Origin of the sequence: Nitrosopumilus sp. Nsub (assembly GCF_001541925.1) — an archaeon.
In the GTDB taxonomy this organism is placed as follows: domain Archaea; phylum Thermoproteota; class Nitrososphaeria; order Nitrososphaerales; family Nitrosopumilaceae; genus Nitrosopumilus.
Map to the genome: position 1 here is coordinate 150633 of NZ_LQMW01000019.1, position 17539 is coordinate 168171.

General features: G+C 31.7%; 21 protein-coding genes and 3 tRNA genes. 9 read left to right on the top strand and 15 right to left on the bottom strand.

Translation table 11 applies throughout. The features are described 5' to 3' along the window. The 4 genes from AW732_RS05570 to AW732_RS05585 form a co-directional block, all read right to left on the bottom strand. Positions 1 to 1548, bottom strand: a complete 1548-nt coding sequence (locus tag AW732_RS05570) for an acyl-CoA carboxylase subunit beta (RefSeq protein WP_067959710.1) — start codon at positions 1546 to 1548, stop codon at positions 1 to 3. An 88-nt stretch (positions 1549 to 1636) separates the two neighbouring features. Next, positions 1637 to 1948 carry a hypothetical protein gene (locus tag AW732_RS05575; protein ID WP_067959713.1) on the bottom strand — a complete coding sequence of 104 codons (312 nt, stop codon included), beginning with the start codon at positions 1946 to 1948 and terminating at the stop codon, positions 1637 to 1639. After that, positions 1945 to 3102 carry an AAA family ATPase gene (locus tag AW732_RS05580; RefSeq protein WP_067959716.1) on the bottom strand — a complete coding sequence of 386 codons (1158 nt, stop codon included), beginning with the start codon at positions 3100 to 3102 and terminating at the stop codon, positions 1945 to 1947. The genes AW732_RS05575 and AW732_RS05580 overlap by 4 nt, the downstream gene beginning before the upstream one ends. A gap of 8 nt (positions 3103 to 3110) precedes the next feature. Continuing rightward, positions 3111 to 4232, bottom strand: coding sequence for a hypothetical protein (locus AW732_RS05585; RefSeq protein WP_067959719.1), 1122 nt, complete (start codon positions 4230 to 4232; stop codon positions 3111 to 3113). An 82-nt stretch (positions 4233 to 4314) separates the two neighbouring features. On the opposite strand from AW732_RS05585, the gene AW732_RS05590 reads away from it, so the two are divergent. From AW732_RS05590 to AW732_RS05600, 3 genes are all read left to right on the top strand, one after another. Then, on the top strand, positions 4315 to 5112 hold the full coding sequence (locus AW732_RS05590; RefSeq protein ID WP_067959810.1) for an inositol monophosphatase family protein: 798 nt from the start codon (positions 4315 to 4317) through the stop codon (positions 5110 to 5112). 78 nt (positions 5113 to 5190) lie between these two features. Beyond that, positions 5191 to 6033: an FAD-binding oxidoreductase gene (locus AW732_RS05595; protein WP_067959722.1), complete on the top strand. Its 843-nt coding sequence runs from the start codon at positions 5191 to 5193 to the stop codon at positions 6031 to 6033. A gap of 68 nt (positions 6034 to 6101) precedes the next feature. Next, positions 6102 to 6266, top strand: coding sequence for a DUF1059 domain-containing protein (locus AW732_RS05600; RefSeq protein WP_082697423.1), 165 nt, complete (start codon positions 6102 to 6104; stop codon positions 6264 to 6266). 6 nt (positions 6267 to 6272) lie between these two features. Here the strand turns inward: AW732_RS05600 and AW732_RS05605 are convergent, their stop codons facing one another. The 3 genes from AW732_RS05605 to AW732_RS05615 all read right to left on the bottom strand — a co-directional run bounded on the left by AW732_RS05605 (position 6273) and on the right by AW732_RS05615 (position 8270). Then, entirely contained in the window at positions 6273 to 7349 is a 1077-nt protein-coding gene (locus AW732_RS05605; RefSeq protein ID WP_067959729.1) for a hypothetical protein, read from the bottom strand. Between the two features lie 15 nt (positions 7350 to 7364). Continuing rightward, positions 7365 to 8081 carry a hypothetical protein gene (locus AW732_RS05610; RefSeq protein ID WP_067959732.1) on the bottom strand — a complete coding sequence of 239 codons (717 nt, stop codon included), beginning with the start codon at positions 8079 to 8081 and terminating at the stop codon, positions 7365 to 7367. Between the two features lie 111 nt (positions 8082 to 8192). Further along, positions 8193 to 8270, bottom strand: a tRNA-Asp gene (locus tag AW732_RS05615). 95 nt (positions 8271 to 8365) lie between these two features. Between AW732_RS05615 and AW732_RS05620 the strand changes: the two genes are divergently transcribed. Next, positions 8366 to 8439 (top strand) — tRNA-Lys (locus AW732_RS05620). An 11-nt stretch (positions 8440 to 8450) separates the two neighbouring features. Here the strand turns inward: AW732_RS05620 and argH are convergent. Then, entirely contained in the window at positions 8451 to 9908 is a 1458-nt protein-coding gene (gene argH / locus AW732_RS05625; protein WP_067959735.1) for an argininosuccinate lyase, read from the bottom strand. Between the two features lie 48 nt (positions 9909 to 9956). Here argH and AW732_RS05630 point away from each other — a divergent pair, with 48 nt between their 5' ends. Next, positions 9957 to 10301 (top strand): iron-sulfur cluster assembly protein, encoded by a 345-nt coding sequence (locus AW732_RS05630; protein ID WP_067959739.1) that lies wholly within the window; start codon positions 9957 to 9959, stop codon positions 10299 to 10301. Here AW732_RS05630 and AW732_RS05635 read toward each other — a convergent pair. Genes AW732_RS05635 through AW732_RS05650 form a run of 4 tightly spaced genes read right to left on the bottom strand, consistent with a single transcriptional unit; the run spans position 10298 to position 13558 of the window. Beyond that, positions 10298 to 11065, bottom strand: a complete 768-nt coding sequence (locus AW732_RS05635) for a succinate dehydrogenase iron-sulfur subunit (protein WP_067959742.1) — start codon at positions 11063 to 11065, stop codon at positions 10298 to 10300. The two genes, AW732_RS05630 and AW732_RS05635, sit on opposite strands and share 4 nt — an antisense overlap. Before the next feature lie 2 nt (positions 11066 to 11067). Next, positions 11068 to 11412: a succinate dehydrogenase gene (locus tag AW732_RS05640; RefSeq protein WP_067959745.1), complete on the bottom strand. Its 345-nt coding sequence runs from the start codon at positions 11410 to 11412 to the stop codon at positions 11068 to 11070. Position 11413: 1 nt separating this feature from the next. Next, positions 11414 to 11845 (bottom strand): succinate dehydrogenase, encoded by a 432-nt coding sequence (locus tag AW732_RS05645; protein WP_067959748.1) that lies wholly within the window; start codon positions 11843 to 11845, stop codon positions 11414 to 11416. Beyond that, positions 11846 to 13558, bottom strand: a complete 1713-nt coding sequence (locus AW732_RS05650) for a succinate dehydrogenase/fumarate reductase flavoprotein subunit (protein WP_067959751.1) — start codon at positions 13556 to 13558, stop codon at positions 11846 to 11848. It lies immediately after the preceding gene. A 119-nt stretch (positions 13559 to 13677) separates the two neighbouring features. Between AW732_RS05650 and AW732_RS05655 the strand changes: the two genes are divergently transcribed. Then, the gene (locus AW732_RS05655) at positions 13678 to 14163 is read left to right on the top strand and encodes a PadR family transcriptional regulator (RefSeq protein WP_253805574.1); all 486 of its coding nucleotides are present in this window, start codon (positions 13678 to 13680) and stop codon (positions 14161 to 14163) included. Positions 14164 to 14257: 94 nt separating this feature from the next. Here the strand turns inward: AW732_RS05655 and AW732_RS05660 are convergent, their stop codons facing one another. After that, a complete protein-coding gene (locus AW732_RS05660; RefSeq protein WP_067959758.1) occupies positions 14258 to 14461 on the bottom strand; it encodes a DUF1059 domain-containing protein in 204 nt (67 codons plus the stop codon). A gap of 611 nt (positions 14462 to 15072) precedes the next feature. On the opposite strand from AW732_RS05660, the gene AW732_RS05665 reads away from it, so the two are divergent. Then, a complete protein-coding gene (locus tag AW732_RS05665) occupies positions 15073 to 15921 on the top strand; it encodes an isocitrate lyase/PEP mutase family protein (protein ID WP_067959761.1) in 849 nt (282 codons plus the stop codon). A gap of 21 nt (positions 15922 to 15942) precedes the next feature. On the opposite strand, the gene AW732_RS05670 is transcribed toward AW732_RS05665, so the two are convergent. After that, positions 15943 to 16230, bottom strand: coding sequence for a DNA-binding protein (locus AW732_RS05670; protein WP_067959767.1), 288 nt, complete (start codon positions 16228 to 16230; stop codon positions 15943 to 15945). A gap of 111 nt (positions 16231 to 16341) precedes the next feature. On the opposite strand from AW732_RS05670, the gene AW732_RS05675 reads away from it, so the two are divergent. Then, complete coding sequence (locus AW732_RS05675; RefSeq protein ID WP_067959770.1) at positions 16342 to 16878, top strand: HEAT repeat domain-containing protein; 537 nt, start codon at positions 16342 to 16344, stop codon at positions 16876 to 16878. Position 16879: 1 nt separating this feature from the next. Here the strand turns inward: AW732_RS05675 and AW732_RS05680 are convergent. Continuing rightward, positions 16880 to 16953: transfer RNA gene (locus AW732_RS05680), tRNA-Ala, on the bottom strand. A 123-nt stretch (positions 16954 to 17076) separates the two neighbouring features. Between AW732_RS05680 and AW732_RS05685 the strand changes: the two genes are divergently transcribed. Further along, positions 17077 to 17539: FAD-binding oxidoreductase (locus tag AW732_RS05685; RefSeq protein WP_253805576.1), on the top strand; the 463-nt coding region annotated here is incomplete at its 3' end.

Consider the following 17539-nt stretch of genomic DNA (forward strand, 5'->3'; position numbering starts at 1 on the left):
TCACAAGTTAATATTTCCATGTTTTCTAGGTAGTTGTTTTTCTCTTTTATTTGCAAGCATTTCTAATGCTTTGATTAACATAGGTCTGGTTTCAGCAGGATTAATTACATTATCAACTGTTCCATGAGATGCAGCAACATAAGGATTTTCGAATTTCTCTGCAAATTCATCTACTAGTTGTTTTTTAAGAGATTCAGGATCATCTGAAGCAGCAAGATCTTTTCTATTCATGATTTTTACAGCTGCTTCACCACCTAAAACAGCACATTTGGCTGTAGGCCATGCATAGTTAATATCAGTTCTAAGATTTTTACTTCCCATTGCAATGTATGCACCACCATATGCTTTACCAATAACTAAAGTAATTCTTGGAACAGTTGCTTCACAATATGCATAAAGTAATTTACTTCCATGTCTAATAATTCCATTATGTTCTTGATTTGAACCTGGCATATAACCTGGTGTATCAACTAAAGTAATTATTGGAATATTAAATGAATCACAGAATCTAATAAAACGTGAAGCCTTATTTGACGAATCAATATCTAACGCACCTGCAAGATGCATTGGTTGGTTTGCAACAATTCCAACTACATTACCATTTAGTCTACCATATCCAACTACAATATTTGGTGCAAATAATTCATGTACTTCAAAAAATTCGTGATCATCAACAATTGAGTTAATAATTTCTTTCATGTCATATGGTTGTAAAGGATTCTCTGGTATGATATTGATTAAATTGTTATCTAATCTATTTGGATCATCATCAGTTGAAACTTTTGGTGGTTGCTCAGCATTATTTTGAGGTAAAAAGGAAATTAATTTTTTAATATAATCCATACATTCGTATTCATTTTCAGCAACAAAGTGTGCAACACCACTTTTTGTTCCATGAGTATTAGCTCCACCAAGTTCTTCAAAAGAAATTTCTTCACCTAATACAGTTTTAACAACGTCAGGACCAGTTACAAACATACTTCCAATTTTTTCTACCATAATAACAAAATCAGTCATTGCAGGAGAATAAACAGAACCACCTGCAGACGGACCAACACTAGCAGTAATTTGTGGAATTACTCCAGAAGCTAATTGATTGTGATAAAATATATCGGCAAATCCATCTAAACTCATAATTCCTTCTTGAATTCTAGCACCACCAGAATCCATAATTCCAATAATTGGACATCCAGTTCTTACTGCATGATCCATTAATTTGGTAATTTTTTTAGCGCCCATCTGACTTAATGTTCCACCTAAAACAGTGAAATCATATGCAAAGACAAAGATTTGACGACCGGAAACATTTCCATATCCACCTACGACACCATCAGTGAAAAACTTCTTTTTTTGCATATCATATTCATAATAATGATGAGTAGTCATTGGATCTACTTCCACAAAAGTGCCTTCATCAAGTAATAGATCAATTCTTTCACGAGCAGTTAATTTGCCTTTTTCATGTTGTGAAGAAATGCGTTCCTGACCACCGCCTTCTAATGCAGTGTTTTTGTTTTTTGTGAATTCATCGATCTTCTCAGAATGCATTATTTGACTTTAGTCTATAGTTTTCATATATTAATCTAATTTGCAAATGTGAAAATCAATCCAATATACAAAAATTTAAAAAATTAGCTCAAAAATTGATTATTGGGAATTTTTTAAGTGATGCCTTTTGGTATGAATTAAAAGCATCTTTTTCATCACTGCATTTCTTACAGATACAGAATTGAGACACATTTGAAATATCACAAATATCTTGAAATTCACATTGTTGGCATCCAGCAGGTGAACCACATACAATGCATTGTAATTCATTAATTTTAGCACATTTTTCATGTTTTACACCAACACCTTTTGACCACAATCCAATTTCATTAATTTCAATTTTTTCATTACAAACAATACAAGTCCCAGGAAATTTCATAGGAATTTTGATCCAGCTCATTGTAACATTTCAATCTCCTTATCAATGATATCACCATAAGTTTCTTCTAATTCTAATTCCAAAGTTTTGTTTTTTATACAAAATAGAACATATGGCAAACATATTGTAACAAATGCACTAGAAGATAGATGTAATTTTTTTGACATTACTGCAGACAATGATTTAATTTTTGCACCATCCCAACGAATTCGGTTAAGTACAGGCCAAGATAAATTATATTTTGAATATCTTATTCTATCATCTTTTTGATACAAATTAATCAAGATGTCATTTAGATAACGTAACAATCTCCAATTTTGAGTTTTCATAATTTTTCCAAATAGCATATCAGCATTGGAAATAATTTCTAAATATTTTGCAAGAGAATCATTATCTAACTCACTAGTAATAATACTTGAATAAAACGCATTAATTTTTTCTCTAGGATCAATTTGTATAGAATACAAAACACTGCGAGCTTCTTCAATTGAATTTGCTTTGAAAAATGCATTTATTCCATCTTCAACGTTAATATCTTCAAAAACAGATTCCGTTGGAGGATTAAATCCTGTTATCAATGATTGTGTTAAGTTGATCATTGAACGAATGTCTCCATTTGATTTATCAATAACTTTGATAAGTGAACCAGGACTTAGTTTCTCGTTTTCTTTTTTTAGAATGTTGTCCAAATAAACACGCAATAATCGTGGCGGGATTTTTTTAAATGAAATTGTTGTAACTACTTTTTTGATACTTTTCATTTTATCAGAATCATCATAATTTGCAGCAAGTAAAATTGGTATATTTGGTTTTTTTAGGATATCAACAAGTGCTGAAGCACCACCATAATCTCCACGACCATGAATTCCATCAACTTCATCAACAAAAATCATTGGACTTCCTAAAACACTAACATTGCCCAATACAGGAGTCAGAATTTCATTAATTCTAGATTTACTTCGTACATCACTGGCATTAAGCCCAATCACATCATAACTAAATTGCTTAGCCAACAAAAATGCAATTGTAGTTTTACCAATTCCAGGAGGTCCAATTATCAAAAGAGGTTTTTTTCCTTTTTTCCATTTAGCCAACCATTCAATTATAGCAGCACAAGATTCTTCATTACCTACCATGTCAGAAATTTTCTGAGGTCGATATTTTTCAGACCACATCAATTTTATCACTTAGTTGGAAGATTTTTGTTCAGATCTGACCAGATGTTTTCTTCTTGTAATTTCTTATACCAGAATTGATTATAATGTTCAACAGTGAGAAATAGAAATTCTAAGAATTTTGTGTGTGAAAAATTTTTAGGTAATTTTTCTAAAGCATCTCTTGCTTCACTCAAATAAGATTCACTATGTTTCATTGTTTCTTCAAATCCACTCTTTGCATCATTCATTTTTAATGAATAAAATAATGGCCAAGAAGGAATTTTTGCAGATCTATCTCTAATACTATCTTCAATTTCATTTCCACATCCTACAGATTCAGCAGCTTTTGCCATTCCAGTGTAAAAAATATCAGCTAAAGGTGCACGATTCAAAGCCATGTTTCTACCAGCAGTTCCCATTACAGAACGATATTTTTTGTAGCTTTCAATTAATTCCTCTTCGGTAATTTCTGTAGGTTTATCCTTTAATTTTGTATCAAGATATTGTCCGATTCTTGCTTGTTTGAAACCTTCCTCAAATTCTTTGAGTACATCTTCACCACCTTTTGAAATTTTTTCTCTTGCAAGTTTCAAAATATATGGATTCATCAATTTGTAATCATCCAAGTATTCCAGATCTTCATCTTTGTCTACAATTCTATCCATAGGTTCACTAAGATCTATTGCAATAATATGACCATCAACAATATCTTCTCTCATTGTAGTGTTTTTATCGTCTTTGAAATAATCTGTTGATGCATCAAAGAGACCATTAAAAACAGGAAATGTCATTTTGACAAAATTAGAATTCAAAATTCTAAGTACTCTATCATGTAATGTGTCAAAATCTTGTAACTTAGATTTTATAGGCTCAATTTCTGATGCATTTAAAATAATTTCAGTAGAACCTACTTCTTCAGCAAATTGTTGTTGTGTTGTATTTGGGGATTGATCAGCATTAATTTGATCAAATAGGTTTTTTGCAAATCTTTGAGCAAATGCAGGAAATGTATCTTCAGCCTCTTGTTTGTATTGATTAAATAATTTGAATCCTTTTGATTTGAATAAACCTTGTTTAATGATTTGTTTTCCAGGCTTTGTTCCCATTAAAGCACTTTTACTAAAAATTGATTCGTCTTTTCCACTCACATACACAATTCAATGTGTTGTTATTTATGCTTTCAAAACAAAAATTTTCTTCACTTAAATTACGATGTAAAAATTATTGTTTGTGGAAGTTATAGATATTCTTCGCGAGGCATCAAGTCAAATTTATAAAAATGTAAAAGATCTTGCAGGAACAGAAGAGGCTGCAGGAGATTTTGGAAGAGGTGCAGGTGGAGACATTTCACGAAATATTGACATTACAGCTGAACAAACTGTTTTAGATTATCTAAAAGAAATTAATTTTGAATGTGTTGTTTTAGGTGAAGAATGTGGCAGAGTAGAATTATCAAATAATCCAAAAGGATTTGTCATAATGGATGCAATTGATGGTTCTGCAAATGCAGTTAGAGGGGTACCATTTTTTTGTAGTTCATTAGCATTTGCAACAGAAAATAAACTTAGTTCAATTACAGATGGTGTAATTACAGATTTAACAAATGGTGATATGTATTGGGCTTCAAAAAACAAGGGTGCATTTTTGAATGAAAAACAAATCAAAGTACAACAAAAAGAACCAATTTACAAAATTGTGGGAATTAACACATCTGGTGGTTCTAATGAATTAATGCAACGCATGTATCCAATTTTTCAAAATCATAATCATACAAGACATTTTGGAGCTAATGCATTAGAGATGGCATTATTTGCAAGAGGTTTGATGGATATTTTTATTGACTTTAGAGATAAAATTAGAATCCAAGATATTGCAGCGGGATGCATAATTGTAAAAGAATCTGGGGGTTTATTGTTAGATGCTAATTTGAATCCACTTGATGCAGATTTAAGTTATGAAACAAGGGTTTCATTTATTGCAGCAGCAAATCAAAAAATTCTTGATGAAATAATTTCACAAATTAATTAGAATTTTAATCAGATCTGAACTCTAGGATTACTTCATAAGAGAAATATATTTATCCAAAGTAACAGGAAACCTCGTTGTATGGTTACTGAAATGAAGGCAAAAGTTGTCTACAGGGAATTACTAAAAGAAGATCTAGTAGTCATACGATTAGTTCCTGAAAACGGGATGCCAGAATACAAAACTGGACAATTTTTAACAATTGGTCTTCCAATTCCAGCAGAAAAAAAAATAGTTAGAAGAGCATATTCAATTGCTTCACATGCGGAAAATAGAGATTATTTTGAATTTGTAATTAGATGGGTTAGAAAGCCACTTCCAGGTAGAGTTACTACAGAATTATTTTATCTCAGTGTTGGAGACGAAGTAAGTTTAGGTGACCCAACTGGTGCAGCATTATTAATTAGCGATAAATTACACAATGGAAAAAAAGATAATCGAAGAGTAATTTGTGTAGGAGGTGGAACTGGATTAGCTCCATTTGTTGCATTTGCAAAACATTTCCATGATACTAATGATAAAAGAGAAGTAATTGTTTTACACGGTGCAAGTTACGTTGACGAATTAAGTTACAAGCGACTGTTAACAGATTATGAATCAGAAAGTGAAAAGAGGGGACGAGATCAATGGAATTTCAGATATAGAGCAGCAATTAGTAGACCTAAAGAGTTTTTCAATAGATCTTGGAATGGTCATGTAGGTAGAGTAGAATCATTTTTCAAACCAGATAAAAAAACAGGATTATCACCAGTAGAAGAAATGGTAGGTGAAGAATTAACTCCAGAAAATTCAATTATCTATATTTGTGGATATCAAGGTACAATTGATGGTGTAATTGATTATTTAGGTCCAAAAAGATTCGTAACAGAACATGAAAAGAAATCGGATGGTAGTTTTGGAATCAAATACGAATCATATGGTTAAAAAAATATTCTAGCATTATATTCAAAAAAATATCTTAATTTTTGTACTAAATGAATTTTTATCAAATTATGCCAAAGCTAATGTGTCGAGATTATGGTTTTGAATGTGATTTTGTAGCTGAAGGTGAAGAAGGTAAAGTAATTGAAGAATTTAGAACTCATATGGAAGAAATACATGGAATAGATTATTCAGTAGAAGCAGTAAAACATTTCATAACAAGAAAACAAAAATAGAAAAATTTAGGATTCTAGTCTTCGCATTCTAGCAGATAATACAGGTAATTCTTTGGCAATAATTTTTTCTACTGCAGGAACTATCTTAGATCTACTCCTTACACTTTCATCATAAATTTCAGCAATTTGGTCTCTAAAGAGCAATTTAATTCCTGGAAGAGCAGTTATACCTTCATCAACAGTTCTAGGATCTGATAAATCTAAAATCAATGTACCCTTTTTCTTTTCTTTCATTAGAAGTTGAATTCTTTCAAATGTAATCAAGAAATAATCCGATGTGGTTGCTACGAAAACAATATCATATTTATCAAATGTAGTTAATACATCATTGAAATCAATTGGGTTTCCACCTACAACACTACTAAATCCTGTAGCACGTTCAATTGTTCTACTACTAACATCATAAGAAATCTCTTTTTTGTTTAGTGTTTTTGCAACTAAAGCAGCAGAATTTCCAGTTCCAATTAACAAAACTTTTTTCTTTGCATCTAATCCAGCTTTCTCTTCAACTAATTTTACTGCAACATCCCCAAGAGATACAATATCTTTTGCAATTCCAGTGGTATCTCTCATTCTTGAAGATAATCGAATTACACTTTCAAATAACTTATTGAGAATAGTACCGGATGTTCCTGCAGATTTTGCATGAGATAAAGACTGGACTATTTCATCAAATACTTCTTGTTTTCCAACAACAAATGAGTCAATACCAGAACCTAAACGTAAGAGATTAAGATAAACATCATCACTTTTGTAAACTTCAATAGTTTGATCAAAGTGATCAATGTCAATCTGTTCTAATTCTGTTAAACTTATCCATGTTTCTTTCACTTGATTTAAAATCAGAGTTTTACCTTCAGCTCTTCTTGCATCAGGAGATTCTACAGTTTCAGTATTACTAACAGTAAAAATTTCAATTCTGCTAGCAGTTTGAATAATTATACATTCATCAACACCATCAATTTTTTTAAATTCATCTGCTGCAGCTCCAACATCTTTAAACGTGAATTTAGATAACTCGTGTAGTGGAACATTTTTGAAAGTTACTCTCGCATTCATTACATCAAAAATTACATGGTCCATATTCTCATCTCATTCCTATGCACTAATTTTATTCCGTCCGCCTTTTGCAGTTCTAAAAACATTCATTCCAATATAGAAATTTTCATGTATTGATTCTAAGTAAGTAATTTCATTTTCTGTTGCAAGTATTTCTTTTTCTGTTGATTCAGGATCACTTTTTTGTTTTTGAAGTTTAGTTCTTAATTCATCTAAGAAAGAATCTACACCACGTTCATAGTTTGAGACTCCAGCAAATTCTGGACTGAGAACATGTTCCGGATTGTATGCAGGAGTTTGATCATGAGGAGTTTCAGCTCGTCTTGTAATAGATTCTTGTTCATCTGCAGAAAGTATTGGTCTTGGAAATCTATCCTCTTTTTCTAACCAAAATTCTGGTTCACCCATTTCTCTTCTAAAAATTTCTTCACCTTGACGTTTGAAAGTATAATCAACTTTTTTGGCAGTGTTGGCTTTAACCTCAGCTGCAATTGCCTTGTATTCCTCATCTGCTGCAGATTCCAATTCAGCTCTTGCAGCTTCTGCTTTTTCAAGAGCCTCTGTTACTGCAGCTTCTGCATCAGCAACTGCTTTTGCATGTGCTTCTACTTTAGCTGCTGCTTCTTGTGCAGCTTTTGATTCTGCTTCAGCTTTTGCTTCTTCTGCTTTCTTTACTTCCTCAGCAGATGGTTCTTCGGATTTAGTCTCTTCAGTTGCTTTTACTTCAACTTCAGATTCTTTTTTCTCTTCAGACAACAAATTTCCCTAAAATTCCCTGAATTTTAATATTCTTGTAAGAAATTTTGGCATAATTTTTCAGGATGATTGAGGTATTGATCGCTGAAAAAATGAAATAAATGAAAATAATGGCGCCCTCGGCGGGATTTGAACACGCGTCTCAGCCGTGACAGGGCCGAATTCTAGACCGGGCTATACTACAAGGGCACAAGTACTATGAATCAAAATCCTAGATTAAAAGTTTCTGTCACGATATCTATTAGTAAAAGACTAAATTATACACGAAAATAATTTTTTTGTGTGGGTCTATGGCGCAGCCAGGTAGCGCACCGGACTTTTAATCCGGTTGTCAAGGGTCCGAATCCCTTTAGACCCGCCTTCATTTTATCAAATTATATCATTAATTGATTTTTGAAGTTCATTTAGAGAAGATTTGATTTTATTTTCTCTTTCAGACATCTCTAGTCTCCAAGAATTGATTTTTTCAGTTCGATCAGAAATCATTCTTTTTTGTTCATCATATCCTGAAGATCCAAAGGATTTTCGGTCTTTCAGAGATGAGACAACACTAGTATTGGAAATTATCTCAGATACCACTTTAGAATCAATTTTAGTTCCCTCTACTGATTTTTTAATTTCTATTGGTGTTAATTTAGAAATAGGTTTTTTTGAATTATGTGCTAATTGAACTAAGACACCTGCAATTTTATGAGTTACTCTAAATGGAATTCCCTCTTGTACTAATTTTTCAGCAATATCTAATGCAATTAGATTACTAGATTCAGTAACTTTTTTCATTTGTTTTTCATTTACTTTCATTGTTAGAATTATTGATTTTATAATTAGTAATGCACTAATGGAAATTTTTGATGTAGACCAAATAGATGATTTAATTTGTTGCAAATCACGTCCATAGCCAGAAGCTAGACCTTTTACAGTAGTTAAGATAGCAGTAAGATTTCCAATTATTTCTGCAGTCTTACCTCTAGTAAGTTCTAGGATGTCAGGATTCTTTTTTTGAGGCATTACACTTGAGGGTGATGTAAACTCATCAGATAATTCAATGAATGAAAATTCAGAAGTTGACCAGATAATAAAATCTTCAGAAATTCTACTTAGATTAGTCATTAAAATTGAAATCATTGCAACATACTCTGCTACAAAATCACGTGTACTTGTGGCATCAAGAGAATTTTCTACAACATCGTCAAAGCCTAACATTTTTGCAGTACTATGTCTATCAATTGTAATACTTGTTCCACCAACAGGACCAGCTCCAAGTGGGCTTTGATTAATTCTTTCAAAGGTGTCAAACAGTCTTTGAAAATCTCGAGATAAAACATCTGCTTGAGCTAAAAGATAATGTGAAAATAAACCAGCTTGAGCTTGTTGAAGATGAGTATAAAACGGAATAATTGTTTTTTGATGATTTTTTGAAACAGATACAAGTGATTCTATAGTATCTAAAAGACAATTACAAATTATGTTAATATCATCTCGAATTTTCATTCTTATGTCTAAAACTACTTGATCATTTCTAGATCTTGCAGTATGCATTTTTCCACCACTTGCCATACCGGATTTTTTTATTACTAGAGATTCAATTAATTCATGAATATCTTCTGCCCCAGATGAAGAATCAAATTTCTCATTTTTCAAATTTTCTAACGAAGATAGAATTTTTTTTGCATCATTTTTGGTAATAATTTTATTTTCTAGCAGCATTACGGTATGGGCTTGACTACCAACAATATCATACAAAGCAATTTGAGAATCATCATCTATTGATGAAACATAATCTAAAGTGATATTGCTCAAATCAGTCCCTAATCGTGAACGATACATCAACTAAGATTGTAAAATGGTTATATATAGCATAAATGTTTTTTCGACATGAGTCAAGATATCAAATTACTTAGGGTCAAAATTTTTGACGAATTATCAAAGATTGTAGATCCAGAAATCAATACATCCATTGTGGAATTAGAACTAATTGATGAAGTAGACATCAATGATAGTAACGTCAAAGTAGATTTACATCTCACGAGTCCATTTTGTCCAGCAGTTTTTGGTTTCAAAATTTGTCAAGATGTTCACGATTATCTTTTGAAGGTAGACGGGGTTGAGGATGTCAAAGTAAATGTATCAAATCATTTTATGGCAGAACAAATCAATAATCAAGTTAACAATAGTCCTAATCCAAACAAAATAAATGAACTTCCAAAAAAAACAGATTAACTTCTAAATCCTAACAAATATCCTCTAAGGAATTGGATTCCCATTGCAGGATCAACGCCTTTTGGACATACTTGACTACATGAACCAGCAAAATGACATCTCCAAATTCCGTGAGATTCATCAATAATATCTAATCTACTATCTTTTCCTTTATCTCTACTGTCAGCAACATATCGATATGCTTGTGCTAATGCTTGAGGTCCTACAAACGAAGAATCAGTAGTCATAGTTGGACAAGCAGAATTACATAATCCGCATTTGATACAATTTGCAAATTGGATAAAATTTTCTAATTCTTCAGGAGATTGTAAGAATTCTTTTTCATCAGATTCTAGTTCAGTATCATCACGAATTAGATATGGTTTAATTTTTTGATGTGTGTCAAACAGTCTTTCAAATTTTACTGCTAAATCACGAATTACTGGAAAATTATTCATTGGTTCTACAGTTACTACATTAGAATTTAATTCACTAATTTTAGTAAAGCAAGCCAATCTAGGTTTTCCATTAATCAACATGCCACAAGATCCACATGTAGCTTGTCTACAAGAATAACGAACTGCCACAGAATGATCAAAATGCTTTTTGACATCAAGAATCGCTTCTAGTACTGTTGTCCATTTTTGATAAGGAACACTAAACTCCATGAATTTATTTGATTCGTCAGTTTCAGGATTAAATCTAGAAATTCGAAGTAAAACAGATTTTGATGCAGATAGAGGAGTTGTTGCTTGTTCTTCTGCAATACTAGAAACTTGAGCCATCTCTATATCATCCCCATATTTGTCTGAATAATTGTATTAGATCCATATCCAATTAATACAATCATTCCCACTACACAACCATACGAAACAGCCTTTTCATAAACCCTACCTTGTTTTAATTCTAGTAAAATTACTCTTAATCCATTAAATCCATGAACTGCAAGTAAAATCAAAATTAATTCTAACATGATAACATATGGAATAGATTGGTAATTAGCTAATACATTTTCATATGATAAGGAATCTGAAAATCCAGTTGTTAGACGCATCAAAATGTGTACAGCCACTAAACCAACTGATGCTAAAGCAGTTCCATAGTGAATTTTCATAATTGTACTTTCTTTCATTTTATTCTCCAAACATTACTGCCATACCATACATCATTGCAACTGCTGCAAGAACAATGGAAGAGTAAATTCCTATTTTATGTCGATAATTTTGAGATGCAGGATCATACGGGTAATCTGGTCTGGCAGGTTTTCCCACACCAACACCACCATGTCCCAACATAATTCTAATTCCATTACCAGTATGAAAAACACACATACCAATTACAAGAACTAAAAAGATATGTCCCTCAGTAGTTTGAGTTAAAGCTAGAAATTCATCCCAGCCCATTCGACCTCGTAAAATATTACTTGTTTCATAAACATGTGCAATAAAGTAACCTAGTAATCCTAATCCAGTTAAACGCATTAACAAATAGGCTATTCTTTCAATCCCATATCGGCCAGGATTGGCCATTCCTTTAATGCCTTCTTTATTCTCATCTTGAGTCATCTAATATTTTCTCTCCACTGGTTTGTATTTAGTAATTGTTACAGGATGTTTTTTCATAATTGGTTCGTTTGGATCATAATAAGCAAGTGTATGATATAAGAAATTTTCATCATCACGTTTAGGATAATCAGTTCTTGCATGTGCACCACGAGATTCTTTACGATTGATAGCACCAACTAAAAGAACTTCAGCAACTCTAAACATAGAGTCAAGTTCCATTACATTTGCAAAATTAGTATTGTATTCTTTTGCTTTATCATCAACGTGTTTCCAAGATTGCTTTTTTAATTCACGAACTTTCTTTAGACCATCAACTAAGTCAGTTTCATTTCTATAGACATATGCTTTATCATTCAAAGTATCTGTAAGTTCTTGTCGAATTTCATATGGATTAACATCACCATTTCCTCTAAATATTCCGTCATAGATTCGCTTCTCTTCAGCTGCAACTAAATGATGAGGCCATTGATCACTGTTGTTGTTATTCATTGCATATTCTGCTGCAAGTTCACCAGTAATTTTTCCCCAAACTATACATTCTGAAGTAGAATTTGCACCTAAACGATTTGAACCGTGAACACTATTACATGCGGCTTCACCAGCTGCCCAAACACCTTGAATCTCAGTTGCACCATCAATGTCAGTATGTAATCCACCCATCATATAATGACAAACTGGTCGAATATCAAGTAAATCTTTTGCAGGATCTATTCCGGAAAATTTAATTGATATTTCTCTAATTCCACCTAATTTTTCTTTGATTTTTTCATCACCAAGATGTCTCAAATCAAGCTTCATACAATTAACTCCAGTTTCATGTTTGAATCCACGACCTTCTTGAATTTCTGTCATAATTGATCTTGACACAATATCACGAGGAGCTAATTCCATTTTTCCTGAAGCATAAGTTTTCATAAATCTCTCTCCTTGACTGTTAAGCAAATATCCACCTTCACCTCTGGCACCTTCAGTAATCAATATTCCAGAAGGTAAAATTCCAGTTGGATGGAATTGTACAAACTCCATATCCTTTAATGCCATACCTGCACGGAATCCCATATCTAATCCATCAGGAGTTGAAGAAAGGGCATATGTTGAAAAACTATACAAACGTCCAGCACCACCAGTTGCAATAATTAGTGCTTTTCCTTTAATGGTGTAAAAATTTCCTGAAGATAATTCAATTGCGGTAACACCCATGAATTTTTTACCATCATGAATAATTGATGTTACAAACCATTCGTTAAGATATTCAATATTATCAAATTTTTGACATGTGTCATACAATGTTTGCATTTCAAAGAAACCAACTTTATCAGATGCATATGTTGCTCTAGGAAAACTATAACCACCAAAATTTCTTTGATCAATTCTACCATCATCTCGTCTAGACCAAGGCATTCCCCAATGATCTAATTGATGAACTTCTTTAGGCATTTCAACACAAAGTCTTTCTGCAACATCTTGATCTGCAAGAAAGTCACTTCCTTTTACAGTATCATAAACGTGAGATTCAATTGTATCGCCTTCATCTTCAAAAAGAACTGCAGCAGTTCCACCTTCTGCAGAAACAGAATGAGAACGCATTACCTGAACTTTAGAAACAACTCCAATCTTGAGATTTGGGCCCTTCTTTGCAGCAGAAATTGCTGCTCTTAATCCTGCAAGACCAGAACCACAAATGATAAGATCAAAATCTAACGAATTAGCCATTTTTAATACAAAAATAGTATTTTTGGGTTAAATATGAAGTATTGTTCAACAGTATTCAGAAATATTAAAATATATCACTAGCGATATCACTAGTGATGATTTCAGAATGGTTTCAAAGAGTGGGGAGTTCAGTACCAAGAGGATTTTCAAGATATTTCATTTTAGAATTATTAAAAGAGAAAACATACACAGGAAAAGAAATTATCGATTATGCAGTTGAACAAAGTAACGGAATATGGAAACCATCTCCAGGATTAATCTATCCATTATTAGGTAGATTGTTAGATGAAAAATTAATTGAAGAAACAAAAGATGGAAGATATCAATTAACAAAACACGGTTTAGAAACGGCACAAGATGTAGATAAAATCAACGATATTGTTAAAAATCAATTAGATGTTCTTTTCAGATTAGGAAATGTAGGGAGATTTGTTGCATTGGATTTACTAGAAAAAATATCATCAATGGGATCGATTTTAAGTTCAAATGTAACAAATATGACAGATGAAGAAACTCAAAAATATAAACAGTTTCTTCAAGATGAATTAAATAAAATGGATGGGAAAGCAGTAAAGAAAAAAGGAAAAGAAATCAAAATCGAATAATACATCTAAAAATAAATTATTAAAATCACTAATTGCAAAATAACTAAAGCATTACAATATCTTAAATTTGAAATCCATCAATTAATTTTTAATCTTAACCCCACCACCAAAATCTCTTCGTGACTTTAATTAGTGATTTGATATTTTCAATATTTTCAGAATTCAATTCAAATTCTTTGTGTTCTGCTAAAATGTGTTCTTTGATCCTTGACAATAATTCTTCATCATCATTTCTTGTTGATTCTTCGGACCAATTACAATCTGTACCCGTAAAATTACAATTAATTGTTTTTGTCATAATTTACTTCCCAAATTAATCAAATATCAAGTAACTCTTTCCTTTGGAAATTTATATTTCTTGGAAATATTGACTTTTTCGTACCTAATTATGCGAGAAAGATACCAACAATATCAAGAGGATAATGATATTGACGGATTATCATTTCTCATTATCAATAATGCCAAATTATTTTTAAGACTTTCATTCTACTGTTGCTGTAATCTTGGATTTTCTATTGTTGAGTTTGTAACCAATGAAAGCTAGAATTGGAGATTTCAATAATACCAATAATATTAGATAATCAGTAGATTCCAATACTATACTATCATTCTACTTGATAATAGAACTTGCAGTTTGGACATACGTTCCAAACTGTATCTGTTGCAGATATCTTATCACACATAGCACGACATCTTTTGCACAGCATAAGGATATGATTAAAATGATTAACCCTATGGTAGATGGTTATTCTTAAAAAAGTGACATTGTCCATTTGTTCCATATCTTACAAGAAAAGGCCTTTTTCAAACCGAAAATAACATTCCAAAACGGCAAACTATGATTTTTTGTCAGATTATAAATCATAAATAATTCAAAAAAAGTAGAAACTTATGAAAAAATTATCCAGTATGATTAAATCAAAAAAACCACTGGTTATTCCAGGAATCTATGATGCAATTGGAGCTAAAATTGCAGAAAAAGTTGGATTTGATGCAATGTTTCAAACTGGATATGGAACTTCAGCAACGTTGTTTGGAATGCCAGATTATGGATTCATTGGTGCAACTGAAACAGTTGACAATGCAAGGAGAATTTCAAATGCAATTTCAGTTCCACTTATTGTTGATTCAGACACAGGTTATGGAAATGCATTAAGTGTTTGGAAATTAGTTAAAGAATTAGAGGCAGCAGGTGCAGCAGGAATTTTTCTAGAGGACCAAAAATGGCCTAAAAGATGTGGACATATGCAAGGCAAAGATGTAATTTCACAAGAAGAATATACTGAAAAACTTGGTGCCGCAATGGATGCACGTGAAAACAAAGATTTCATTATTGTAGCCAGAACAGATTCAAGGGCAACAGAAGGATTAGATAAAGCAATTGAAAGAGGACTTCAAAATAAAAAGACAGGAGCAGATGCAGTGTTTATTGAAGCACCAAAATCATTAGATGAAATGAAACGAATTGGAAAAGAAATCAAAGCACCATTAGTTGCAAATATGATTGAAGGAGGAGCGACTCCAATTAATTCAGCTCAAACTTTGAGCAAAATTGGATTTAACATTATTCTATATCCTTTGTCAGTATTATTTGCAAATACTTTTGCAACAATGAATATTTTACAAGAATTAAAAAATACTGGAACAACCTCAAAATATAAACAAAAAGTAGTAAATTTTGATCAATTCAATAAGTTAGTTGAATTAGATAAATTCAAAAAAATGGAAACAAAATACAAATTTTCAAAAAGAAAATAAAAAATTTCAAGTAAAGTACGATTAAGGTTCGTTTCTCTTTACTTCAATTTCTATTGTTGAAACATTTCGGGTTCTACCATCTTCAGATTCTAATGATTCTGAATCAATTTTGATATTTCCAATGGAATATCCGGCATTTTCAGTTTTTCGTGCAACGATTTGTGCTACGTCTACTGCACGACCGATACTGAGTCCCCGAGCTTTGATGTTTACGGATGGTACATTTGCTAATTGAATTAGCGTCGATGTCACATATGCCATCAATGGTTTTTTACCAATGAATATGGTGTCTCTTGTTTCAGTGGACATGGATAATATAGTATTTAACGATAATTTAAAGTTAAAATGAATTTTTTCTTAAAATAATAAAAAATTGAGAAAATCTAGGACTTTTAAGTTCAAAATTTAATTTAAGATAAGTTGGAAAATATTTTAGAGGCATTAGAAACAGGAGAAAGTCAAAAAAAAATTGAAATTTTAGAAACTCTACAAAATACCGATGATTTGAAAATATTACAACAGATTATTTCAAGATTAAATGATGACAGCATACAAGTTAGGGGTGAAGCATTTAATGCACTTTTATTAAACAAAAATGAAATTTCAAAAATTTTAATTAAAAATCTTGATTCTACAAATAAAAATATCAAAGGTTTTACATCACTAGTTTTAGCTAACAGAAATGAAAAAAATGCAATTCCAGAAATTATCAAAATTGTAAATGATAAACACGAAAGAGTAAGATCTTGTGCTATTGGTGCATTAGGATATCTTAAAGCAGAAAATATTTCAAAGATTGTTTTAAAATTAATTTCAGATGCTAGTTTGGAAGTACAAATTAGTGCATTAAATACAGCAATTCAAACAAAAATTTCAATTCCAGAACATAAAATTAAAGAAATATCAAAAAATAATGATGTCCAAATACAAAATCTATTATTGAAATTAAAAAAATAAGTGGACCGAAAGGGATTTGAACCCTTGATCCGATGCATGCCATGCACCTATCCTACCAGACTAGACGACCGGCCCAATAATCAGAATTCTGATTGAATAATATTTTGTAAATTGGTTATTAACGTTTAGCGATTAATTATGAGAGATAATTGAAATTAACACAATATATTTAAGATTCAATATGATGGTTGAATTATCATGGTAGTAGACAATAAAGCAACGGTCACTTATGTTCAATTGTTAAAAGAAGATCTTCTTGTAATGAGAATTGTGCCAAAAGATGGTCCAATTCCAGATTACCAAGCAGGTCAATTTCTCACATTAGGTTTACCAAATAAATTGGATGGTGGAAAAATTGTTAGAAGAGCATACTCAATTGCATCACATCCTGAAAATAAGGATTACATTGAATTTGTAATTAGATGGGTAAGAAAACCACTTCCAGGTAGATTAACTACTCAATTATTTGATGTAAAAGAAGGAGATGAAATTCTTTGGTTAAAACCAGCAGGTAAAGCATTAGGAATTAGTCAAGAACTACCAAACGGTGAAAAAGACAATAGAAGAATTGTCTGCATTGGCGGTGGAACAGGATTGGCACCTTTTGTCAGTTTTGCACAACATCTTCATGACACAAACGACAAAAGAGAGATCGTTGTCT